Here is a 14,880-nt window from a genome sequence, read left to right on the forward strand (position 1 = left end):
CGAAACTTCAAGCTACTCGTGGGTATCCAACGGATCTCCTGCTGGTTACGCTGCTCGCACCTTGGGGCTTAGGTGGGGGTCGATGCGGACCGTAGTTGTTCGGCTGGTGCAGGCCGGCCTTGTCGTTGTGCTGGCGTTCGCCGGTTTCCACCTGGTTCGGGACACTCAGGACGCGCAGAAATATCACCAGGCCGCCATGGCGATGAGCCTCGGCGACAACGTCGTGCTCGGCCCGAACGGCATCGGCAAGCTGACGCTGGGGATGAGCGTGGCCGACGCCAACGCCACCGACCAGGTGCGGGTCCCGGCCGACCTGGCGGCCGACAAGACCGAGAAATGCCACGTGTACGCGGCCGGCGGCGCCGACATCCACTTCGCCCGCGACCACGGCCTGGCCGTCATCACGGCGGCCGCCGCGGTGAAGACGCCGGAGGGCATCGGCGCGGGCGCGACCGTCGCGGACGTGGCGAAGGCCTACCCGAAGCTGAAGGACGCCGAGGGCACGCCGGAGCAGCAGGAACAGGCGACCGGCTACCTGGCCGCCCCGGTGCCGGGCAACCCGAAGGCCGACTACGTCTTCATCTTTCATGTCGGCGGTGGCGGTGGCCCGAAGGACGCCAGGGTGCAGGTGGTCCTGCTCGCCCTGAGCGACCAGGACAAGCAGTGCACCGAGGTCGGATAAAACCCCGTCTCAGCCGTATGCGGCTATCTGTCGCTCCGCCTCGGTGCCATTAGATTTGGTTACCGGCCTCTCTAGAATCTAATGATCGTCTGTTGGCGTGTGCTCTGCCGACCGCGAGACAATCTGTTTATGCGGCAACTGGAGTTCTTTAGCAGGTCTGAGGTTGCCGCTATGCGTGACCCGACGAGAGCACGGAATTATTGGCCGGGGAACTGGAGTTTCGTCGCGATCATGAGCGGCGTCGGCGTGGGGGTCTCAAGCGGCGCCACGGGTGGAAGATGTGTCGGTCGAGGGGCTGTCCCTCCACCTGCGGGGAGCTTGGTCTGCATGAGGACGTCGAGAGTGTTCCGCCGCTGATCTGGCCGGAAGGGGCCACGTGCGTGCGGCCAGCCGGTCGAACTGAACCCAAGGCCCCGCCGGTGCCTGAGTGCCTGGTCGAGGCTTGTGTGCCGGCCGATCCCGAAGACCAGGAAACCGGCACCGCCGCCCGGGCCGACGCTGGGCCGGCAGAACTGAGCGAGCAGCGAAGCCACCGGCCGGCCCGAGCTGCCGGGCACCGGCGACCGCCGCCGGCAGGGCCTGGCCCGGTGCCTCGGCATCGGCAGCGCCGTCCGGCATGTCACCGCCGACCGGGCGTGGCCATTCTCGGGTCGCTGCGGGGGAGGAATACGCGCCGTTTCATGAGGATTCAATCGGGAACGGCCGCCGTGACGCAGGTGGAATCAACCAGAAGAATCGCTACGAGAACACGAGGACCACCGACGCGGAGAAAGACAACGCTGAACCCGGTTCTGGCACCGAGACGGCTCGTTTCAGCCGGCTCGGACGTCGAGGTTGGCGAAGGAGACCTCGGCTGTCTCGGTTTTGTCGGTGTTTGTTACGCCTAGCTGGATTCGGCCGGCGGCCAGGTTTGGGTCGGCTACCGCGGCCTGGACTGCTGGGCGGTCGTCTACCGAGATGGTGGCGTGGCCGCCGGTGATCACGATGGACAGGTCGTGGGGGGAGCCTGGGGTCAGGGCCACCGCGGAGGTCCGGCCGATCGAGGTCAGCACCGCGCCGTTCAGTTCTTCCAGTTCCAGTACCTCGGCGCACGCTGTCAGCTGGTAGCCGCGGGTGTCGCGGTGGCGGAACCAGATCATGGCGCAGGCGCCGTTGCCCACCAGGGCCAGGTTTACGGTGATCGACTGGTCGCCGGAGAACTCGTCGGCCGGGCCCTGGCACTGGTAGGTCGAACGCCGGGCTACCTGGGCGTGCAGGCGGGCGTTGCGGAACGTGCAGCGGCCGGCCTCGTTGGAGCTCTCCTGGAAGCGGCCCGGTTGGCGCAGTGGATCCGAGAATGACGGGCCGGCCAGTTTTACCGATGCCGAGGCCGGAGTGGACTGCGGCTGGAGTTCGGTGGTGGCCGCCGTCGACGGCTCGTCGCCGATGTTGCGGGCGTAGGCCAGGGTTGCCCCGGCCACCGACGCCAGCAACAGGGCGACTACCGCGTAGATGAGCCGCCGCGTCGTGCCGGTGCGGGTACGGGCGCGCGCCGCCGTGTTCGGGCGGCGGGTGTGCGTGGTGCTCGGGCGTCGGGCTCGGCCCAGCCGGCGTTCCGCCGAGCGGGATATCGGCGCCACTGCGTACGGCGAGGCCGCCGGGTTCTCGGCGATGATCTGTTCCAGCAGGTCGCGGGCGTCGAAGCGGCCGTTGTCCCGGCGCACGCGCGGGTCCGGTGGCGCCGGCGTATCCACCGAGATCGGGCTCGGCGTGTCCACCGTGAGCAGCTTGGGTGTCTCCACCAGGAGCAGCCGCTGCAGCACCTCGTTCGCGGTGGGCCGGTCGCGAGGGTCCTTCTCCAGGGCGTGCGCGACCAGCTCGGTCAGCGACGCGGGCAGGCCGTGCAGGTCGGGTGGCTTGGTGAGGATCTGGGCGGCGGTCGCCATCGGGGTGTCGCCCTGGAACGGGATGTGCCCGGTGCCGGCGAAGGCGATCACCGCGCCCCAGGCGAAGATGTCGGCCGCGGGGGTGACCAGGCCGAGGCTGGAGTCGAGCCGTTCCGGGGCCATGTAGTCGACGGTGCCCACGAACCGGCCGGGCCGGGTGTGCTGGGTGGTGCCCTCGAGTGCGCGGGCGATGCCGAAGTCGATCACCTTGGGCAGGCCCAGCGAGAGCAGCACGTTGGCCGGCTTGAGGTCGCGGTGGATGACGCCGGCGCCGTGGATGGCGGTGAGGGCGGCCGCGACGCCGACCGCGACGCTGTGCAGGTCGCCCGGTGACATCGGCCCGCGCTCGTGGACCATCTCCTGCAGGCTCGGGCCGTCGACGTACTCCACCACCAGGTAGGGGGTCTCGCTGTCGGGGTCGGCGGCCAGCACCGCGGCGGTGCAGAACGACGGCACCTCGCGGGCGCGGTTGACCTCGCTGCGGAATCGGGCCCGGAATTCTTCGTCCCCGGCGTACTCGGGTTTGATGGCCTTCACCGCCACGTGCCCGCCGTCCTGATCGCGGCCGAGGAAGACGGTGCCCATGCCTCCTTCGCCGAGCCGGGCGAGCAGTTGGTAGTCGCCGAGCCGCCGCGGGTCCCCGGGCCTCAGAGGCCTACTGGCCATGTGGAGCGCTCCCGTTTTCTGGTTCTGCAGATCCGTACCGTCATCGCCCTGCGGATCAGGACGCCCGCGAGCCGCTCGAAGAAGGGATCATACTCATCGATTGTCACCGGGGGAGGTCACCGTAGGTGACATTTTTCCGACCGGCCCGAGAGTGGCCGTGGCGGAGTCATGTCGCACTTGCGCACTTGACAGACGGGGCGCCGGAAAATTGAAGGTTACTCGTCGGTACCCGCAGGTCTTTGTGGACGAATACGCAGAGTGAGCGATTTTCGCGTATGCGGACCGGCGCTATGTGATACACGCCATGCTACGGCCGGGCGGGGAGCCGGACCGTGACCAGAAGACCGCCGGCCGGGCGCGGGACGAGCGCGAGGGCGCCGTCGTGCGCGCGGACGATGCTCTGCACGATGGTCAGTCCGAGGCCGACACCGGCGTGCTCGTCGGTGCGCACCCGGTCGGTGCCGCGCCGGAACGGTTCGGTGAGGGCCGGCACCAGGTCGAGCGGAAGCCGGCGGCCGGTGTTCTCGACCCGCAGGACGCTCGTGTCGCCGTCGGTCTCGGTGTGGACGGTGACGGTACCGCCGTCCGGGAGATTGTGGACGATCGCGTTCTGCACGAGGTTGGTCATCATCCGCAGCAGCAGTTCGGCCGAGCCGCCGGCCGGGGCCGCCCCGCCGGTGACGTCGAGGGTGATCCGGCGCTGCTCGGCGAGCGGCAGCAGAGTCTCGGCGGCCTCCTCGGCGATGAGTGAGAGGTCGACGCGGTGGCGGATGACCCGGTCGCCGCGGCTGAGCAGCAGCAGGGTCTCGGTGAGGTCGATCGCCCGGGTGTTGACGGCGTGCAGGCGTTCGATGAGCTCGTCCCGGTCCAGGGTGGGGTCCTTGCGGGCCACGTCGAGCAGGGTCCGCGAGATCGTCAGGGGAGTGCGCAGCTCGTGCGAGGCGTTGGCGGCGAACCGCTGCTGTTCGGCGATGTGGGCCTCGAGCCGCGCGAGCATGGCGTCGAAGTCGTCGGCCAGTTCGCGGAACTCGTCCGCCCGGCCGGAGAGCCGGATGCGGTGGGCGAGCGATCCGGCCACGGCCGCGCGGGCGGCGCCGGTGATCCGGGACAGCGGGGCGAGCATCCGGCCGGCCAGGATCCATCCCCCGACCAGGCCGAACGCCAGCAGGAACGCCAGCGCCGCGGCGGCCCGCGGGACGAAGACCTCCAGGAGTCGGGAGCGGACCGGGAAGACCCCGGTGAGCTCGTTGCGGCCGGGAACGATGAGCATCGCTTGGTCGGGCACGTACCGCAGGAGGAACACCCACACCACGGCGAGCAGGAGGGTTCCGGCGACCATGAGGAACCCGGCGTAGCTGAGGGTGAGTTTGAGGCGGACGCTCATCCCGGGTGCCCTATCCACGGTCGGCCTCGATCCGGTAGCCGACGCCGGGCACCGTGGTGATGATCCAGGGCTCGCCGAGGCGTTTCCGCAAGGCCGAGACCGTGATGCGTACGGCGTTGGTCAGCGGATCGGCGTTCTCGTCCCAGGCCCGTTCCAGCAGCTCCTCGGCGCTGACGACGCCGCCCTCGGCGGCGACCAGCACCTCCAGCACGGCGAACTGTTTGCGGGTGAGCGCGACGTAGCGTTCGTCGCGGAAGACCTCCCGGCGGAACGGGTCGAGCCGCAGCCCGGCTATCTCCCGCACCGGGGGCCGGGCGTGCCCGCGCCGGCGATCGAGCGCCCGCAGCCGCAGCACGAGTTCCCGCAGCTCGAACGGTTTGGTGAGGTAATCGTCGGCGCCGAGCTCGAAACCGGAGGCCTTGTCGTCGATCCGGTCGGCCGCGGTGAGCATGAGGATCGGGATGCCGCTGCCGGAGGCGACGATGCGCCGGGCGACCTCGTCGCCGGACGGGCCGGGGATGTCCCGGTCCAGGACCGCGAGGTCGTAGGAGTTGACCCCGAGCAGCTCCAGGGCGGTGTCGCCGTCGCCGGCGATGTCGGCGGCGATCGCCTCCAGCCGCAGCCCGTCCCGGACGGCCTCGGCCAGGTAGGGCTCGTCCTCCACGATCAGTACGCGCATACCGGAACTCTATGGTCGGCGGTGCGCCACCAGCGGCGCGACGCCAGCCCGGCCAGGACCGCGCCGGCCGCGTTGACCAGCACGTCATCCACCGACGAGACCCGGTCCAGCTGGAAGACGTACTGCGCGGTCTCGACCAGGATCGAACAGCCGGCCCCGAGCGCCAGGATCCGCGGCACGGAGGCCAGCGCCGCGAACCGCATCGGGGCGAAGAACCCCAGCGCCGCGAAGACCAGCAGGTTTCCGCCGATCCCGATCGGCCCCATGACGATCAGGTCGCGCAGCGGGATCAGGCTCACCCGCCCGGGGACGACGCCGGCCCCCGGGCCGGGCATCAGGGTCAGCCACAGCCACGGCACGGTCCCGTAGACCATGCCCACCTCGGCCAGCGACGTCGGCCAGGCCCGCGGAACGCCGGCGGCGCGCCGGACGAGCATCAAGACCCAGGCCACGAGTACGGCGAGGGGAATGCCGGCCAGCGTCATGAGCACCACGCCGTTCTCGGTGTCGTAGCAGCCGTGCCACCGCCCGGCCAGGCACGCCGGAACGGACATCGCCAGTGGCCGCCGCACGGCGAACCCGGCGGCCGCCACGGCGAGGATCGCCAGACTCAGGAGCACGATCCCGCGCAGTCGCTTCATGCCCCTATCGAAGCCGGAACGCCGTTGCGACGGCGTATGGGATTTTCGATACGCCGGCGATACACCGGATCGGGTCAGCCCCCGGCCCCGTCCTCGGGCGCGGCGCCGGGGTTCTTGCCGAGGATGTACGGGTACGGGCTGCCCTGGTCGAGGTGCCGGACGGCGTCCACGTGACCGCCGCCGGCCACCGTCATGTACGGGTGCGCGAGGTGCGGATCGGTGAGCCACCGCGGCCGGGTGAAGAACCCCGCCCCGGTCATGCCGCACCGCCGGAAGATGTTCTCCTCGACGTAGTCCCAGTACGTCTGCCCGGTCACGGCCTCCACGATCAGCGCCGGGATGGTGACCTCGCCCTCCGCGTGGGTGGTGGTCGGCGTGCCCGGCACGCCCACGAGTTTCACCTGCCGCCCGCGCCGCTGGTAGTACGCGTGCACCTCGTCCCGGCTCCGGAAGACGCGGTGCACCTCCTCCGGCGGAGTCTCAGCCCGGAGGTGCCGGAGAGCAGGTGGTGAATGGTCACCCGCTCGGCGATGTCGGCGGAGAAGCCGGTCAGGTGCCGGCCCACCGGGTCGGACAGTTGCAGCCGGCCCTGCTGAGCCAGCTGCAGGATGGCCACCGCGTGGAACGGCTTGCCCGCCGAGCTGAGGCTGAACGCGGTTCCCTCGTGGTTCCGGATGCCCCGCTCCTCGTCGGCCAGGCCGTAGCTGCGGGACAGCACCGTTCGCCCCCGATGCGACAGCAGCACCACACCCGAGAACTTCCCGGCGGCGGCCAGCCCGGCCACATACCGGTCGTAGTCTCCGCCGGGCCGGGTGGCCGGTGGCGGCGTGTCGTGCCCGGCCCGGGCGAGCGGCGCGCCGGCGACCGCCAGCCCACCCAGGCTGAGCAGCCGCCGGCGCCCGATCCGCAATTCCGTATTCGAGTTCATCCGTCCACTGAAGACGGATGACGGTTGTGGCGGCGTATGCGTTTTCCGATACGCCGGCGATACACCGCTCAGTGGGGGCGGGGGAGATCCCGGGTGTCGGCCTCGGCGACGATCGACTCGGCGACGTGGCGCAGCTGGGTGGGATCCGGGTGGAAGCCGTCGGCGATGTCGTGGTGCAGGCCCGACTTCGTACGCTCCAGCAGGTTTTCGGTGACCGTCTCGACGCTTTCACCGGCGTACGACTGCTTGGTCTTCTCGGTGGCGGCCCGCAGGGCCGACGTGAGTTGTTCCTCGAGTGGCCCGCGCAGCTTGTCCTCGACCGGGTTCAAGGTGTTCGGATCGAGCGTGACCTGCGGCTCTGCCATTCTTCCCCCTCTGGATGTGACGGCGCGACGCGGATACCCATGCGGGAAGCGTCGCTAAACGCCCTTCACTTCGAAGAACGTACCGGCCGCGACGGGGTGACGACCGGTCTCCGGAGAGAGGATGCATTTCTGGTTTGTTTCCTTACCGGGTGGGGCAGGAAGACCACTGGCCGTCGAAGTGATGGAGATCACTCCGGCTGATGGAGGGTCAATGACGACACCTGGAAGGGTCGTTGCGGCCGCTGCCGCACTCATTCTGGCCGCCCCGCTGGCGGCCTGCGGATCCGATGACGAGGGCGTGCCCGTCCTCACCTTCTACAACTCACCCGTCCAGAACCTGCAGACCGTTGTCGACCGCTGCAATCAGCAGGCGGCCGGCAAGTACAAGATCTCGTACCAGACGCTGCCGCGCACGGCGGACGACCAGCGGGTCCAGATGGTCCGCCGGCTCGCCGCCAAGGACGACAGCATGGACATCCTCGGCATGGACGTCACCTGGACCCAGGAGTTCGCCAGCGCGAACTGGATCCGGGAGATCACCGGCGACCTGAAGAGCGAGGTGGAGGGCCAGACCCTGGCCGCCGCGGTGGATTCCGCGAAATACGAGGACAAGCTGTACGCGGCGCCGAACAACACCAACGTCCAGTTGCTCTGGTACCGCAAGGACCTCGTACCCACCCCACCCAAGACCTGGGACGAGATGATCCAGATGTCCCAGCAGCTCAAGTCGCAGGGCAAGCCGTACCAGGTGATGACCATGGGCGCCCAGTACGAGGGCCTCGTGGTGTTCTTCAACAGCCTGGTGGCCAGCGCCGGCGGGCACGTGGTCGACGACGCCGGCGAGAAGGCCGTGATGGACGACGGCACGGTCAAGGCCCTGGAGGTGCTGAAGAACTTCGCGACGGCCGGCGTGACCGACCCGTCGTTCTCCAACGCGGTCGAGGACGACGTGCGGCGCGCGTTCCAGGACGGCGGCGGTGCGTTCGAGCTGAACTGGCCGTACGTATGGGCGTCGATGAGCGAGGACGCGCCGGACATGGCGGCCAAGGTCGGCTGGGCACGGTACCCGGCGATCGACGCGAGCACACCGAGCCGCACCACGATCGGCGGCTCCGAGCAGGCCGTCAGCTCGTACAGCAAGCATCCGGACCTGGCCTTTGACGCGATCAAGTGTCTGCGTGGGCCGGAAAGTCAGCTGTATCTCGCGGTGAACTCGGGGCAGGCGCCGTCGATCGAGTCGGTCTACAACGACCCGTCGATGGACAAGGCGTACCCGATGAAGGACGTCCTGCTGGACGAGCTGAAGACGTCGGCGCCGCGGCCGCGCACCCCGGCGTACCAGAACCTCTCCACCGTGGTGGCCGCCGAGCTGTCGCCGCCCGCGTCGGTGGAGCCGCAGAAGACCGCGGACTCGCTGCGCGAATCCATCCAGGCCGCGATCGACTCGAAGGGGGTCCTCCCGTGAGCGTCCAGGAGAAGGTGCGGATCCCCGCGCAGCGGACTCCGAAGAAGAAGGTCGCGCTCAGCGAGGGCAAGAAGCAGGAGCGCAAGCTGGGCTGGCTGCTCTGCGCACCGGCCGCGATCGTGATGGTCGCGGTGACCGCCTACCCGATCATCTACTCGGTATGGCTGTCGCTCCAACGCTATGACCTGAAATTTCCGGAAGACCGGGAGTTCATCGGTCTCACCAACTATGTGACCGTGTTGTCGAACAACTACTGGTGGACGGCGTTCGGGGTGACCGCGCTGATCACGGTCATCTCGGTGACGGTGGAGCTCATCCTGGGCATGGGCCTCGCCCTGATCATGCACAAAACCCTGGTCGGCCGCGGCCTGGTGCGAACGAGTGCGCTCATTCCGTACGGCATCGTCACGGTCGTCGCCGCCTTCTCCTGGCGGTACGCGTGGACCCCCGGCACCGGTTACCTGGCCAACCTGGTGTCCCCGGACGGCGCTCCGCTCACCGAACGGGCCAGCGCTCTCGCGATCATCATCTTCGCCGAGATCTGGAAGACCACCCCGTTCATGGCCCTGCTGCTGATGGCCGGCCTGGCCCTGGTGCCGGACGACCTGCTCAAGGCCGCTTCGATGGACGGCGCCAGCTGGTGGCAGCGGTTCACCAAAGTGATGCTGCCGGTGATGAAGCCGGCCATCCTGGTCGCCCTGCTGTTCCGCACGCTCGACGCGTTCCGGATCTTCGACAACATCTACGTGCTCTCGGCCGGTGCCAACGAGACGTCGTCGGTGTCGATGATCGCCTATAACAACCTGATGAAGGGCCTGAACCTCGGCATCGGCTCGACCATGTCGGTGCTCATCTTCCTCACCGTGGCGATCATCGCGTTCATCTTCGTGAAGCTGTTCGGCACGGCAGCGCCCGGTAGCGACGACGGAGAGAGGCGCTGATGGCCGCCACCACCACATCCGACAAGGTCAAGTGGGGCCTGCTCGACGCCATCGTCGTCGTCTTCGCCCTGGTCCCGGTGCTCTGGATCGTCTCGTTGTCGTTCAAGACGACGCCGACCCTCACCGACGGAAACTTCATCCCACGCGACTGGACGTGGGACAACTACAAACTGATCTTTCAGACCGACCAATTCGTACGGGCATTGATCAACTCGATCGGCATCGCTCTCATCTCGACGCTGATCGCGGTGTTGCTGGGCACCATGGCCGCGTACGCGATCAGTCGCCTTGATTTTCCCGGCAAGAAGGCCCTCGTCGGGGTTTCCCTGCTGATCGCGATGTTCCCGCAGGTGTCGCTGGTGTCGCCGCTGTTCAACATCGAGCGCAACACCGGCCTGTTCGACACCTGGCCGGGACTGATCCTCCCGTACATCACGTTCGCCCTGCCTCTGGCGATCTACACGCTGTCGGCGTTCTTCAAGCAGATCCCCTGGGATCTGGAGAAGGCCGCCAAGATGGACGGCGCCAGCCAGGGCGAGGCGTTCCGCAAGGTGATCGCGCCGCTCGCGGCGCCCGGGGTCTTCACCACCGCGATCCTGGTCTTCATCTTCTGCTGGAACGACTTCCTGTTCGCCATCTCGCTGACCTCGACCGAGCGGTCCCGCACGGTCCCGGTCGCGCTGTCGTTCTTCACCGGTGCGTCCCAGTTCGAGGACCCCACCGGCGCGATCTCCGCGGCCGCCGTGGTGATCACGATTCCGATCATCCTGTTCGTGCTGTTCTTCCAGAGGCGCATCGTCGCGGGCCTCACGTCCGGCGCCGTGAAGGGTTAGGTATCGATGGCTGACATCGTTCTCGACAAGGTGAGCAAGAAATACCCGGACGGCACCGTGGCCGTGCACGACATCGACCTGGAGATCGCCGACGGGGAGTTCATCATCCTGGTCGGCCCGTCCGGCTGCGGGAAGTCGACCACCCTCAACATGATCGCCGGCCTGGAGGACATCAGCTCCGGCGAGCTGCGGATCGCGGGGGAGCGGGTCAACGATAAGGCACCCAAGGACCGGGACATCGCGATGGTGTTCCAGTCCTACGCCCTGTATCCCAACATGACCGTGCGGGAGAACATGGCCTTCCCGCTGCGGTTGGCCAAATTGGACAAAAAGGTTATCGACGAGAAGGTTGGTGAAGCCGCCCGCGTTCTCGAGCTCACCGACTACCTCGACCGCAAGCCGGCCAACCTCTCCGGCGGCCAGCGCCAGCGGGTCGCGATGGGCCGGGCGATCGTCCGCAGCCCCAAGGCCTTCCTGATGGACGAGCCGCTGTCCAACCTCGACGCCAAACTGCGCGTCCAGATGCGCACCCAGGTCTCCCGCCTGCAGAAACAGCTCGGCACCACCACGGTCTACGTCACCCACGACCAGACCGAGGCGATGACCCTGGGCGACCGGGTGGTGGTCATGCGGGGCGGCTACATCCAGCAGGTCGGCGACCCGCAGACCCTCTACGACCGGCCGGTCAACCTGTTCGTGGCCGGGTTCATCGGCTCACCCGCGATGAACTTCCTGGCCGCCACCGTCGAGGAGGACAAACTGCGGACCGCGCTGGGCGACCTGCCGATCGGCGGCCGCACCCGGGCGGCGCTGTCCGGCGCCGACGCTCCGCGTCAGCTCATCCTCGGCATCCGCCCGGAGCATTTCGAGGACGCCTCGCTGGTGGAGGACCACCAGCGAGCCAAAGGGTACGAGTTCACGGCGCCCGTCGACCTGGTCGAATCGATGGGCTCCGACAAGTATGTCTACTTCACCGTCGAGGGCGAACACGCGTCCTCCGCCGACCTGGAGGACCTGGCCGCCGACGCCGGCGGTGCCGACCTGCCCCCGCAGGACAGCCTGGTCACCCGCCTGTCGGCCGAGTCCCGCGTACGCGACGGCGCCGACGCGAAGGTCTGGATGAACCTCGACAAGATCCACCTGTTCGACCCCAGCGACGGCCGCAACATCACCCTCACCGACGAGAAGGCCGAGGTCTGAGAGACCGGCTCACGCGTCCGGGCGCGGGCCGGCTCACGCCTCCGGGCGCAGGCCGGATCACACCTCCGGGCGCAGGGCGGCTATTCGCGCCGCCAGGAACTCCCGCTCGGCGGCGTTCTCGGTCAGGGCGAGCGCTGCGGCATAGGCCGCGGCGCTCGCCGCCGGGCGGTCCAGGCGGCGGAGCAGGTCGGCCTTGGTGGTCGGCAGATACGGGTACGCCGCCAGCCGCCCGTCCCGCTCCAGGCGTTCCACCAGCACGAGCGCCGCGGCCGGCCCGTCCGACATGGACACCGCCACGGCCCGGTTGAGCGCCACCACCGGCGACGGCCAGATCTCCAGCAGCCGGTCGTAGAGCAGCCGGATCTGCGGCCAGTCGGTCGCGGCGTAGGTGGGTGCCTGCGCATGCAGCGCGGCTATCGCCGCCTGCAGGGTGAAACGGCCGGGGGGCGCGGCGGTGAGACTTGCGGTGATCAGCCGGTCGGCCTCGGCGATGAGCGTACGGTCCCAGCCGTCCCGATCCTGATCCTCGAGCAGCCGGAGCCGCCCGTCCGCGTCGGTCCGTCCCGCGCGCCGGGCATGGTGCACCAGCAGCAGGGCGAGCAGACCGGCCACCTCGGTCTCGGCCGGCAGCAGCAACCGCAGCATCCGGGCCAGGTCGAGCGCCCGGTCACTGAGGTCGTCCCGCGTCAACCGATCACCCGCGCCCGCGGTGTGTGCCGCCGTGTGTCCTGCCGTGTAGAGCAGGTAGATCACCATCAGCACGGCACCCACCCGCCCCGGCAGTTCGGCCCGCTGCGGTACGGCGTACGGAATCCGGGCTATTGAGATCTTCTTCTTGGCCCGGGTTATCCGGGCCGCCATCGTGGACTCGGACACCAGCAGCGCCCGGGCCACCTCCGGGGTGGCCATCCCGCAGATCAGCCGCAGAGTCAGTGCCACCTGCGCATCGATCGACAGCGCCGGGTGGCAGCAGGTGAATACCAGCCGCAGCCGGTCGTCCGCTTCTTCCGGTGCTGTTCCCGCCGGTCCTGCTTGCGCCGGTTCTGCTTCCGCGGGTTCTGCTTCCGCCGGGATGATCAGCAGTGGCAGCTTGGCGGCCAGGGTGCGCTGCCGCTGTCGGGCGGTCAGCGCGTTCCGCCGGGCCGCCGTGGTCAGCCACGCACCCGGCCGCGCCGGAACGCCTCGCGCACGCCACGTGCGCAGTGCCTGCACATAGGCGTCCTGCACGGCTTCCTCGGCCAGGTCCAGATCGCGGGTGACGCGTACGGTCGCGGCGAGCACCTGAGCCCATTCGGCCCGGTGCGCGCCGGCGACCGCCTCGTCCGCGTTCAGTCCTCCTCCACGACCGCGAAGTCGATGAGCGGCCGCACCTCGACGCCACCGTTGATGATCGGGGTCATCCGGGCCAGCGCGAGCGCGTGGTCGAGGTCCCGCGCCTCCAGGACGAAGATCCCGGCCAGCACCTCCTTGGTCTCCAGGAACGGCCCGTCGGTGACCAGGTCCCCGCGGATCACGGTGGCCGTCTCGTTGCCCTGCAACGCCAGCCCCGCGGTGATCCGCCCACCCTGCTCCTTCACCCGCTGCGGCAGCCGCTCGTGCTCCGCGATCACCTCGGGCGGCATGTCGTTCCCGTCCCGCTCGAAGATCAGCACCGCGTATTTGGTCAGCGCCTCGTCAGCCATGTCGTCCATCCTCCGCTGCCGGGCGGCCGCCGGTCGGCCGCACCCACCTACCCGACCAGCGACACCCCACGAAATCGACAACTTCTCTTCACCGGACCAAATCTGACCGCAATGAGTCCTAGCGTCGAGGCATGGAGAACACCGGCTACACCACGGTCGCACCGTGGATCGTCACCCCCGACACCGGTCAGTTGCTGGACTTCATCGCCACCGTGTTCGACGGCGTGGAGCGAGGCCGGGTGCCGCTCGAGGACGGCACGATCGGGCACGCCGAGATCCAGGTGGGCGACACCGTCCTGCTCGCCTTCGACCGCCGCCCAGATTGGCCGGCCATGCCGTCGCTGCTGCGAATCTTCGTGAGCGACGCCGACGCCACCATCGAACGCGCGGTCGCCGCCGGCGCCCGCGTGGTGACCACCCCGGCCACCCACGCCTTCGGCCAGCGAGGCGGCCGCGTGCGCGACCCGTTCGGCAACATCTGGTGGATCAGCGCGATCGTCGAGGACGTGCCACCCGAGGAGGGAATGCGCCGGCTGGCCGAGCCCCACTACGCCGAGGCGATGCGCGACGCCCAGGAGACCCTGGACCGAGAACTGACCGATCACCCCCTCACCGGCTGATCAGCTGCTCACGGTACCTATCACTTCGCCGGCCGGTAGGAGGTCGGGCGCGCCCCTGCCTGCCATTTGGTGGATGAGAGCCCCGGTGACGCAGGCGGCGGAGAAGCCCTGCGGATGTTGGGCCGGCGAGGCCCGGCGCGGCTTCGAGTTCGCCGCGGTTGCGACGCCCGAGGCGCGACCCGAACTCCGTTCGAGGTCGGTGGCCCATGAATTCTCGTGGTGGTTCTACTGGTCGAATCCACGTGCGTCACGGTCGGCGATCCGAGGTGATTCCTGGTGAAACGGTGCGTATATCGAACATGCGGCGAACCGACGCCGGCCGCGCCCAGTCGGCGGGTTACCGGACCGCGCCGGTAGTGCGGGGACATTGGGCCGGGTGTGGTCGGTGACGGTTGCCGGACGCGGGCAACTGCGGGTGGGCGCCCGAGCTGGATCGGTGGATGGCTTCGTCGTTCGCCCGATTCCGCCTGCCCGATGTCGGCTTGGACGGCGGTGTCGGCCGCGACGGCGGTGTCGGCGGCGTGATCTGCGGGGCCGGCCTGCGCGCAGATCTCGACCAGGACCTCGGGCGCTGGTGGGGCTGCGGGTTCGGGCCGCACGCTCGTGGCTCCCTCCGGCCAGATCAGCGGCGGAACGCTGTCGGTGGCGTCATGCAGGCCCAGTTCCCCGCAGGCGCGGGAACAGCCGTGCGACCGGCACCCCTTCCACCCGTACCGCCGTTTGAGCCCCCAACGCCGGCGCCGCTCATGGTCACGACGAAATTCTGCTTTCGACGGCGAATAATTACGCGCTTTCGTCGGGTCACGCATAGCGGCAACCTCAGACCTGCTAAAGAACTCCAGCTGCCGCATGAACACATTCTCTCGCGG

General features: G+C 68.9%; 16 protein-coding genes. 7 read left to right on the top strand and 9 right to left on the bottom strand.

Going from position 1 to position 14,880, the window contains the following annotated elements; translation table 11 throughout:
- Positions 1 to 82 precede the first annotated feature (82 nt).
- Positions 83 to 682 carry a hypothetical protein gene (locus tag Ato02nite_RS30680; RefSeq protein ID WP_213010146.1) on the top strand — a complete coding sequence of 200 codons (600 nt, stop codon included), beginning with the start codon at positions 83 to 85 and terminating at the stop codon, positions 680 to 682.
- An 812-nt stretch (positions 683 to 1,494) separates the two neighbouring features.
- On the opposite strand, the gene Ato02nite_RS30685 is transcribed toward Ato02nite_RS30680, so the two are convergent.
- The 7 genes from Ato02nite_RS30685 to Ato02nite_RS30710 form a co-directional block, all read right to left on the bottom strand.
- Positions 1,495 to 3,273 (bottom strand): serine/threonine-protein kinase, encoded by a 1,779-nt coding sequence (locus tag Ato02nite_RS30685; RefSeq protein WP_213010147.1) that lies wholly within the window; start codon positions 3,271 to 3,273, stop codon positions 1,495 to 1,497.
- A gap of 307 nt (positions 3,274 to 3,580) precedes the next feature.
- Positions 3,581 to 4,657 carry a sensor histidine kinase gene (locus Ato02nite_RS30690; RefSeq protein ID WP_281419830.1) on the bottom strand — a complete coding sequence of 359 codons (1,077 nt, stop codon included), beginning with the start codon at positions 4,655 to 4,657 and terminating at the stop codon, positions 3,581 to 3,583.
- Positions 4,658 to 4,667: 10 nt separating this feature from the next.
- The gene (locus Ato02nite_RS30695) at positions 4,668 to 5,336 is read right to left on the bottom strand and encodes a response regulator transcription factor (RefSeq protein WP_213010149.1); all 669 of its coding nucleotides are present in this window, start codon (positions 5,334 to 5,336) and stop codon (positions 4,668 to 4,670) included.
- Complete coding sequence (locus Ato02nite_RS30700) at positions 5,324 to 5,977, bottom strand: VanZ family protein (RefSeq protein ID WP_213010150.1); 654 nt, start codon at positions 5,975 to 5,977, stop codon at positions 5,324 to 5,326. The genes Ato02nite_RS30695 and Ato02nite_RS30700 overlap by 13 nt, the downstream gene beginning before the upstream one ends.
- A gap of 74 nt (positions 5,978 to 6,051) precedes the next feature.
- Positions 6,052 to 6,441: a serine hydrolase gene (locus Ato02nite_RS51920; RefSeq protein WP_246607601.1), complete on the bottom strand. Its 390-nt coding sequence runs from the start codon at positions 6,439 to 6,441 to the stop codon at positions 6,052 to 6,054.
- Positions 6,375 to 6,905 (bottom strand): serine hydrolase domain-containing protein, encoded by a 531-nt coding sequence (locus Ato02nite_RS51925; protein WP_246607595.1) that lies wholly within the window; start codon positions 6,903 to 6,905, stop codon positions 6,375 to 6,377. The genes Ato02nite_RS51920 and Ato02nite_RS51925 overlap by 67 nt, the downstream gene beginning before the upstream one ends.
- A 68-nt stretch (positions 6,906 to 6,973) precedes the next feature.
- Positions 6,974 to 7,270 (bottom strand): hypothetical protein, encoded by a 297-nt coding sequence (locus tag Ato02nite_RS30710; RefSeq protein WP_213010151.1) that lies wholly within the window; start codon positions 7,268 to 7,270, stop codon positions 6,974 to 6,976.
- Between the two features lie 211 nt (positions 7,271 to 7,481).
- On the opposite strand from Ato02nite_RS30710, the gene Ato02nite_RS30715 reads away from it, so the two are divergent.
- The 4 genes from Ato02nite_RS30715 to Ato02nite_RS30730 are packed head-to-tail and all read left to right on the top strand — an operon-like array spanning position 7,482 to position 11,709.
- The gene (locus tag Ato02nite_RS30715) at positions 7,482 to 8,735 is read left to right on the top strand and encodes an ABC transporter substrate-binding protein (RefSeq protein WP_213010152.1); all 1,254 of its coding nucleotides are present in this window, start codon (positions 7,482 to 7,484) and stop codon (positions 8,733 to 8,735) included.
- The gene (locus tag Ato02nite_RS30720; protein WP_281419832.1) at positions 8,732 to 9,676 is read left to right on the top strand and encodes a carbohydrate ABC transporter permease; all 945 of its coding nucleotides are present in this window, start codon (positions 8,732 to 8,734) and stop codon (positions 9,674 to 9,676) included. The genes Ato02nite_RS30715 and Ato02nite_RS30720 overlap by 4 nt, the downstream gene beginning before the upstream one ends.
- Complete coding sequence (locus Ato02nite_RS30725; RefSeq protein ID WP_281419834.1) at positions 9,673 to 10,509, top strand: carbohydrate ABC transporter permease; 837 nt, start codon at positions 9,673 to 9,675, stop codon at positions 10,507 to 10,509. The genes Ato02nite_RS30720 and Ato02nite_RS30725 overlap by 4 nt, the downstream gene beginning before the upstream one ends.
- A 6-nt stretch (positions 10,510 to 10,515) precedes the next feature.
- Positions 10,516 to 11,709 (top strand): ABC transporter ATP-binding protein, encoded by a 1,194-nt coding sequence (locus tag Ato02nite_RS30730; RefSeq protein ID WP_213010154.1) that lies wholly within the window; start codon positions 10,516 to 10,518, stop codon positions 11,707 to 11,709.
- A gap of 57 nt (positions 11,710 to 11,766) precedes the next feature.
- On the opposite strand, the gene Ato02nite_RS30735 is transcribed toward Ato02nite_RS30730, so the two are convergent.
- Both Ato02nite_RS30735 and Ato02nite_RS30740 read right to left on the bottom strand, forming a co-directional pair.
- Entirely contained in the window at positions 11,767 to 12,990 is a 1,224-nt protein-coding gene (locus Ato02nite_RS30735) for an RNA polymerase sigma factor (RefSeq protein ID WP_213010155.1), read from the bottom strand.
- A gap of 47 nt (positions 12,991 to 13,037) precedes the next feature.
- Entirely contained in the window at positions 13,038 to 13,391 is a 354-nt protein-coding gene (locus Ato02nite_RS30740; RefSeq protein ID WP_246607596.1) for a YciI family protein, read from the bottom strand.
- Between the two features lie 131 nt (positions 13,392 to 13,522).
- Between Ato02nite_RS30740 and Ato02nite_RS30745 the strand changes: the two genes are divergently transcribed.
- Together Ato02nite_RS30745 and Ato02nite_RS30750 are read left to right on the top strand one after the other, a co-directional pair.
- A complete protein-coding gene (locus Ato02nite_RS30745) occupies positions 13,523 to 14,011 on the top strand; it encodes a VOC family protein (RefSeq protein ID WP_213010157.1) in 489 nt (162 codons plus the stop codon).
- Between the two features lie 440 nt (positions 14,012 to 14,451).
- Positions 14,452 to 14,880: hypothetical protein (locus tag Ato02nite_RS30750; RefSeq protein WP_213010158.1), on the top strand; the 429-nt coding region annotated here is incomplete at its 3' end.

The sequence above is a fragment of the Paractinoplanes toevensis genome (genome assembly GCF_018332695.1).
GTDB lineage: Bacteria > Actinomycetota > Actinomycetes > Mycobacteriales > Micromonosporaceae > Actinoplanes > Actinoplanes toevensis.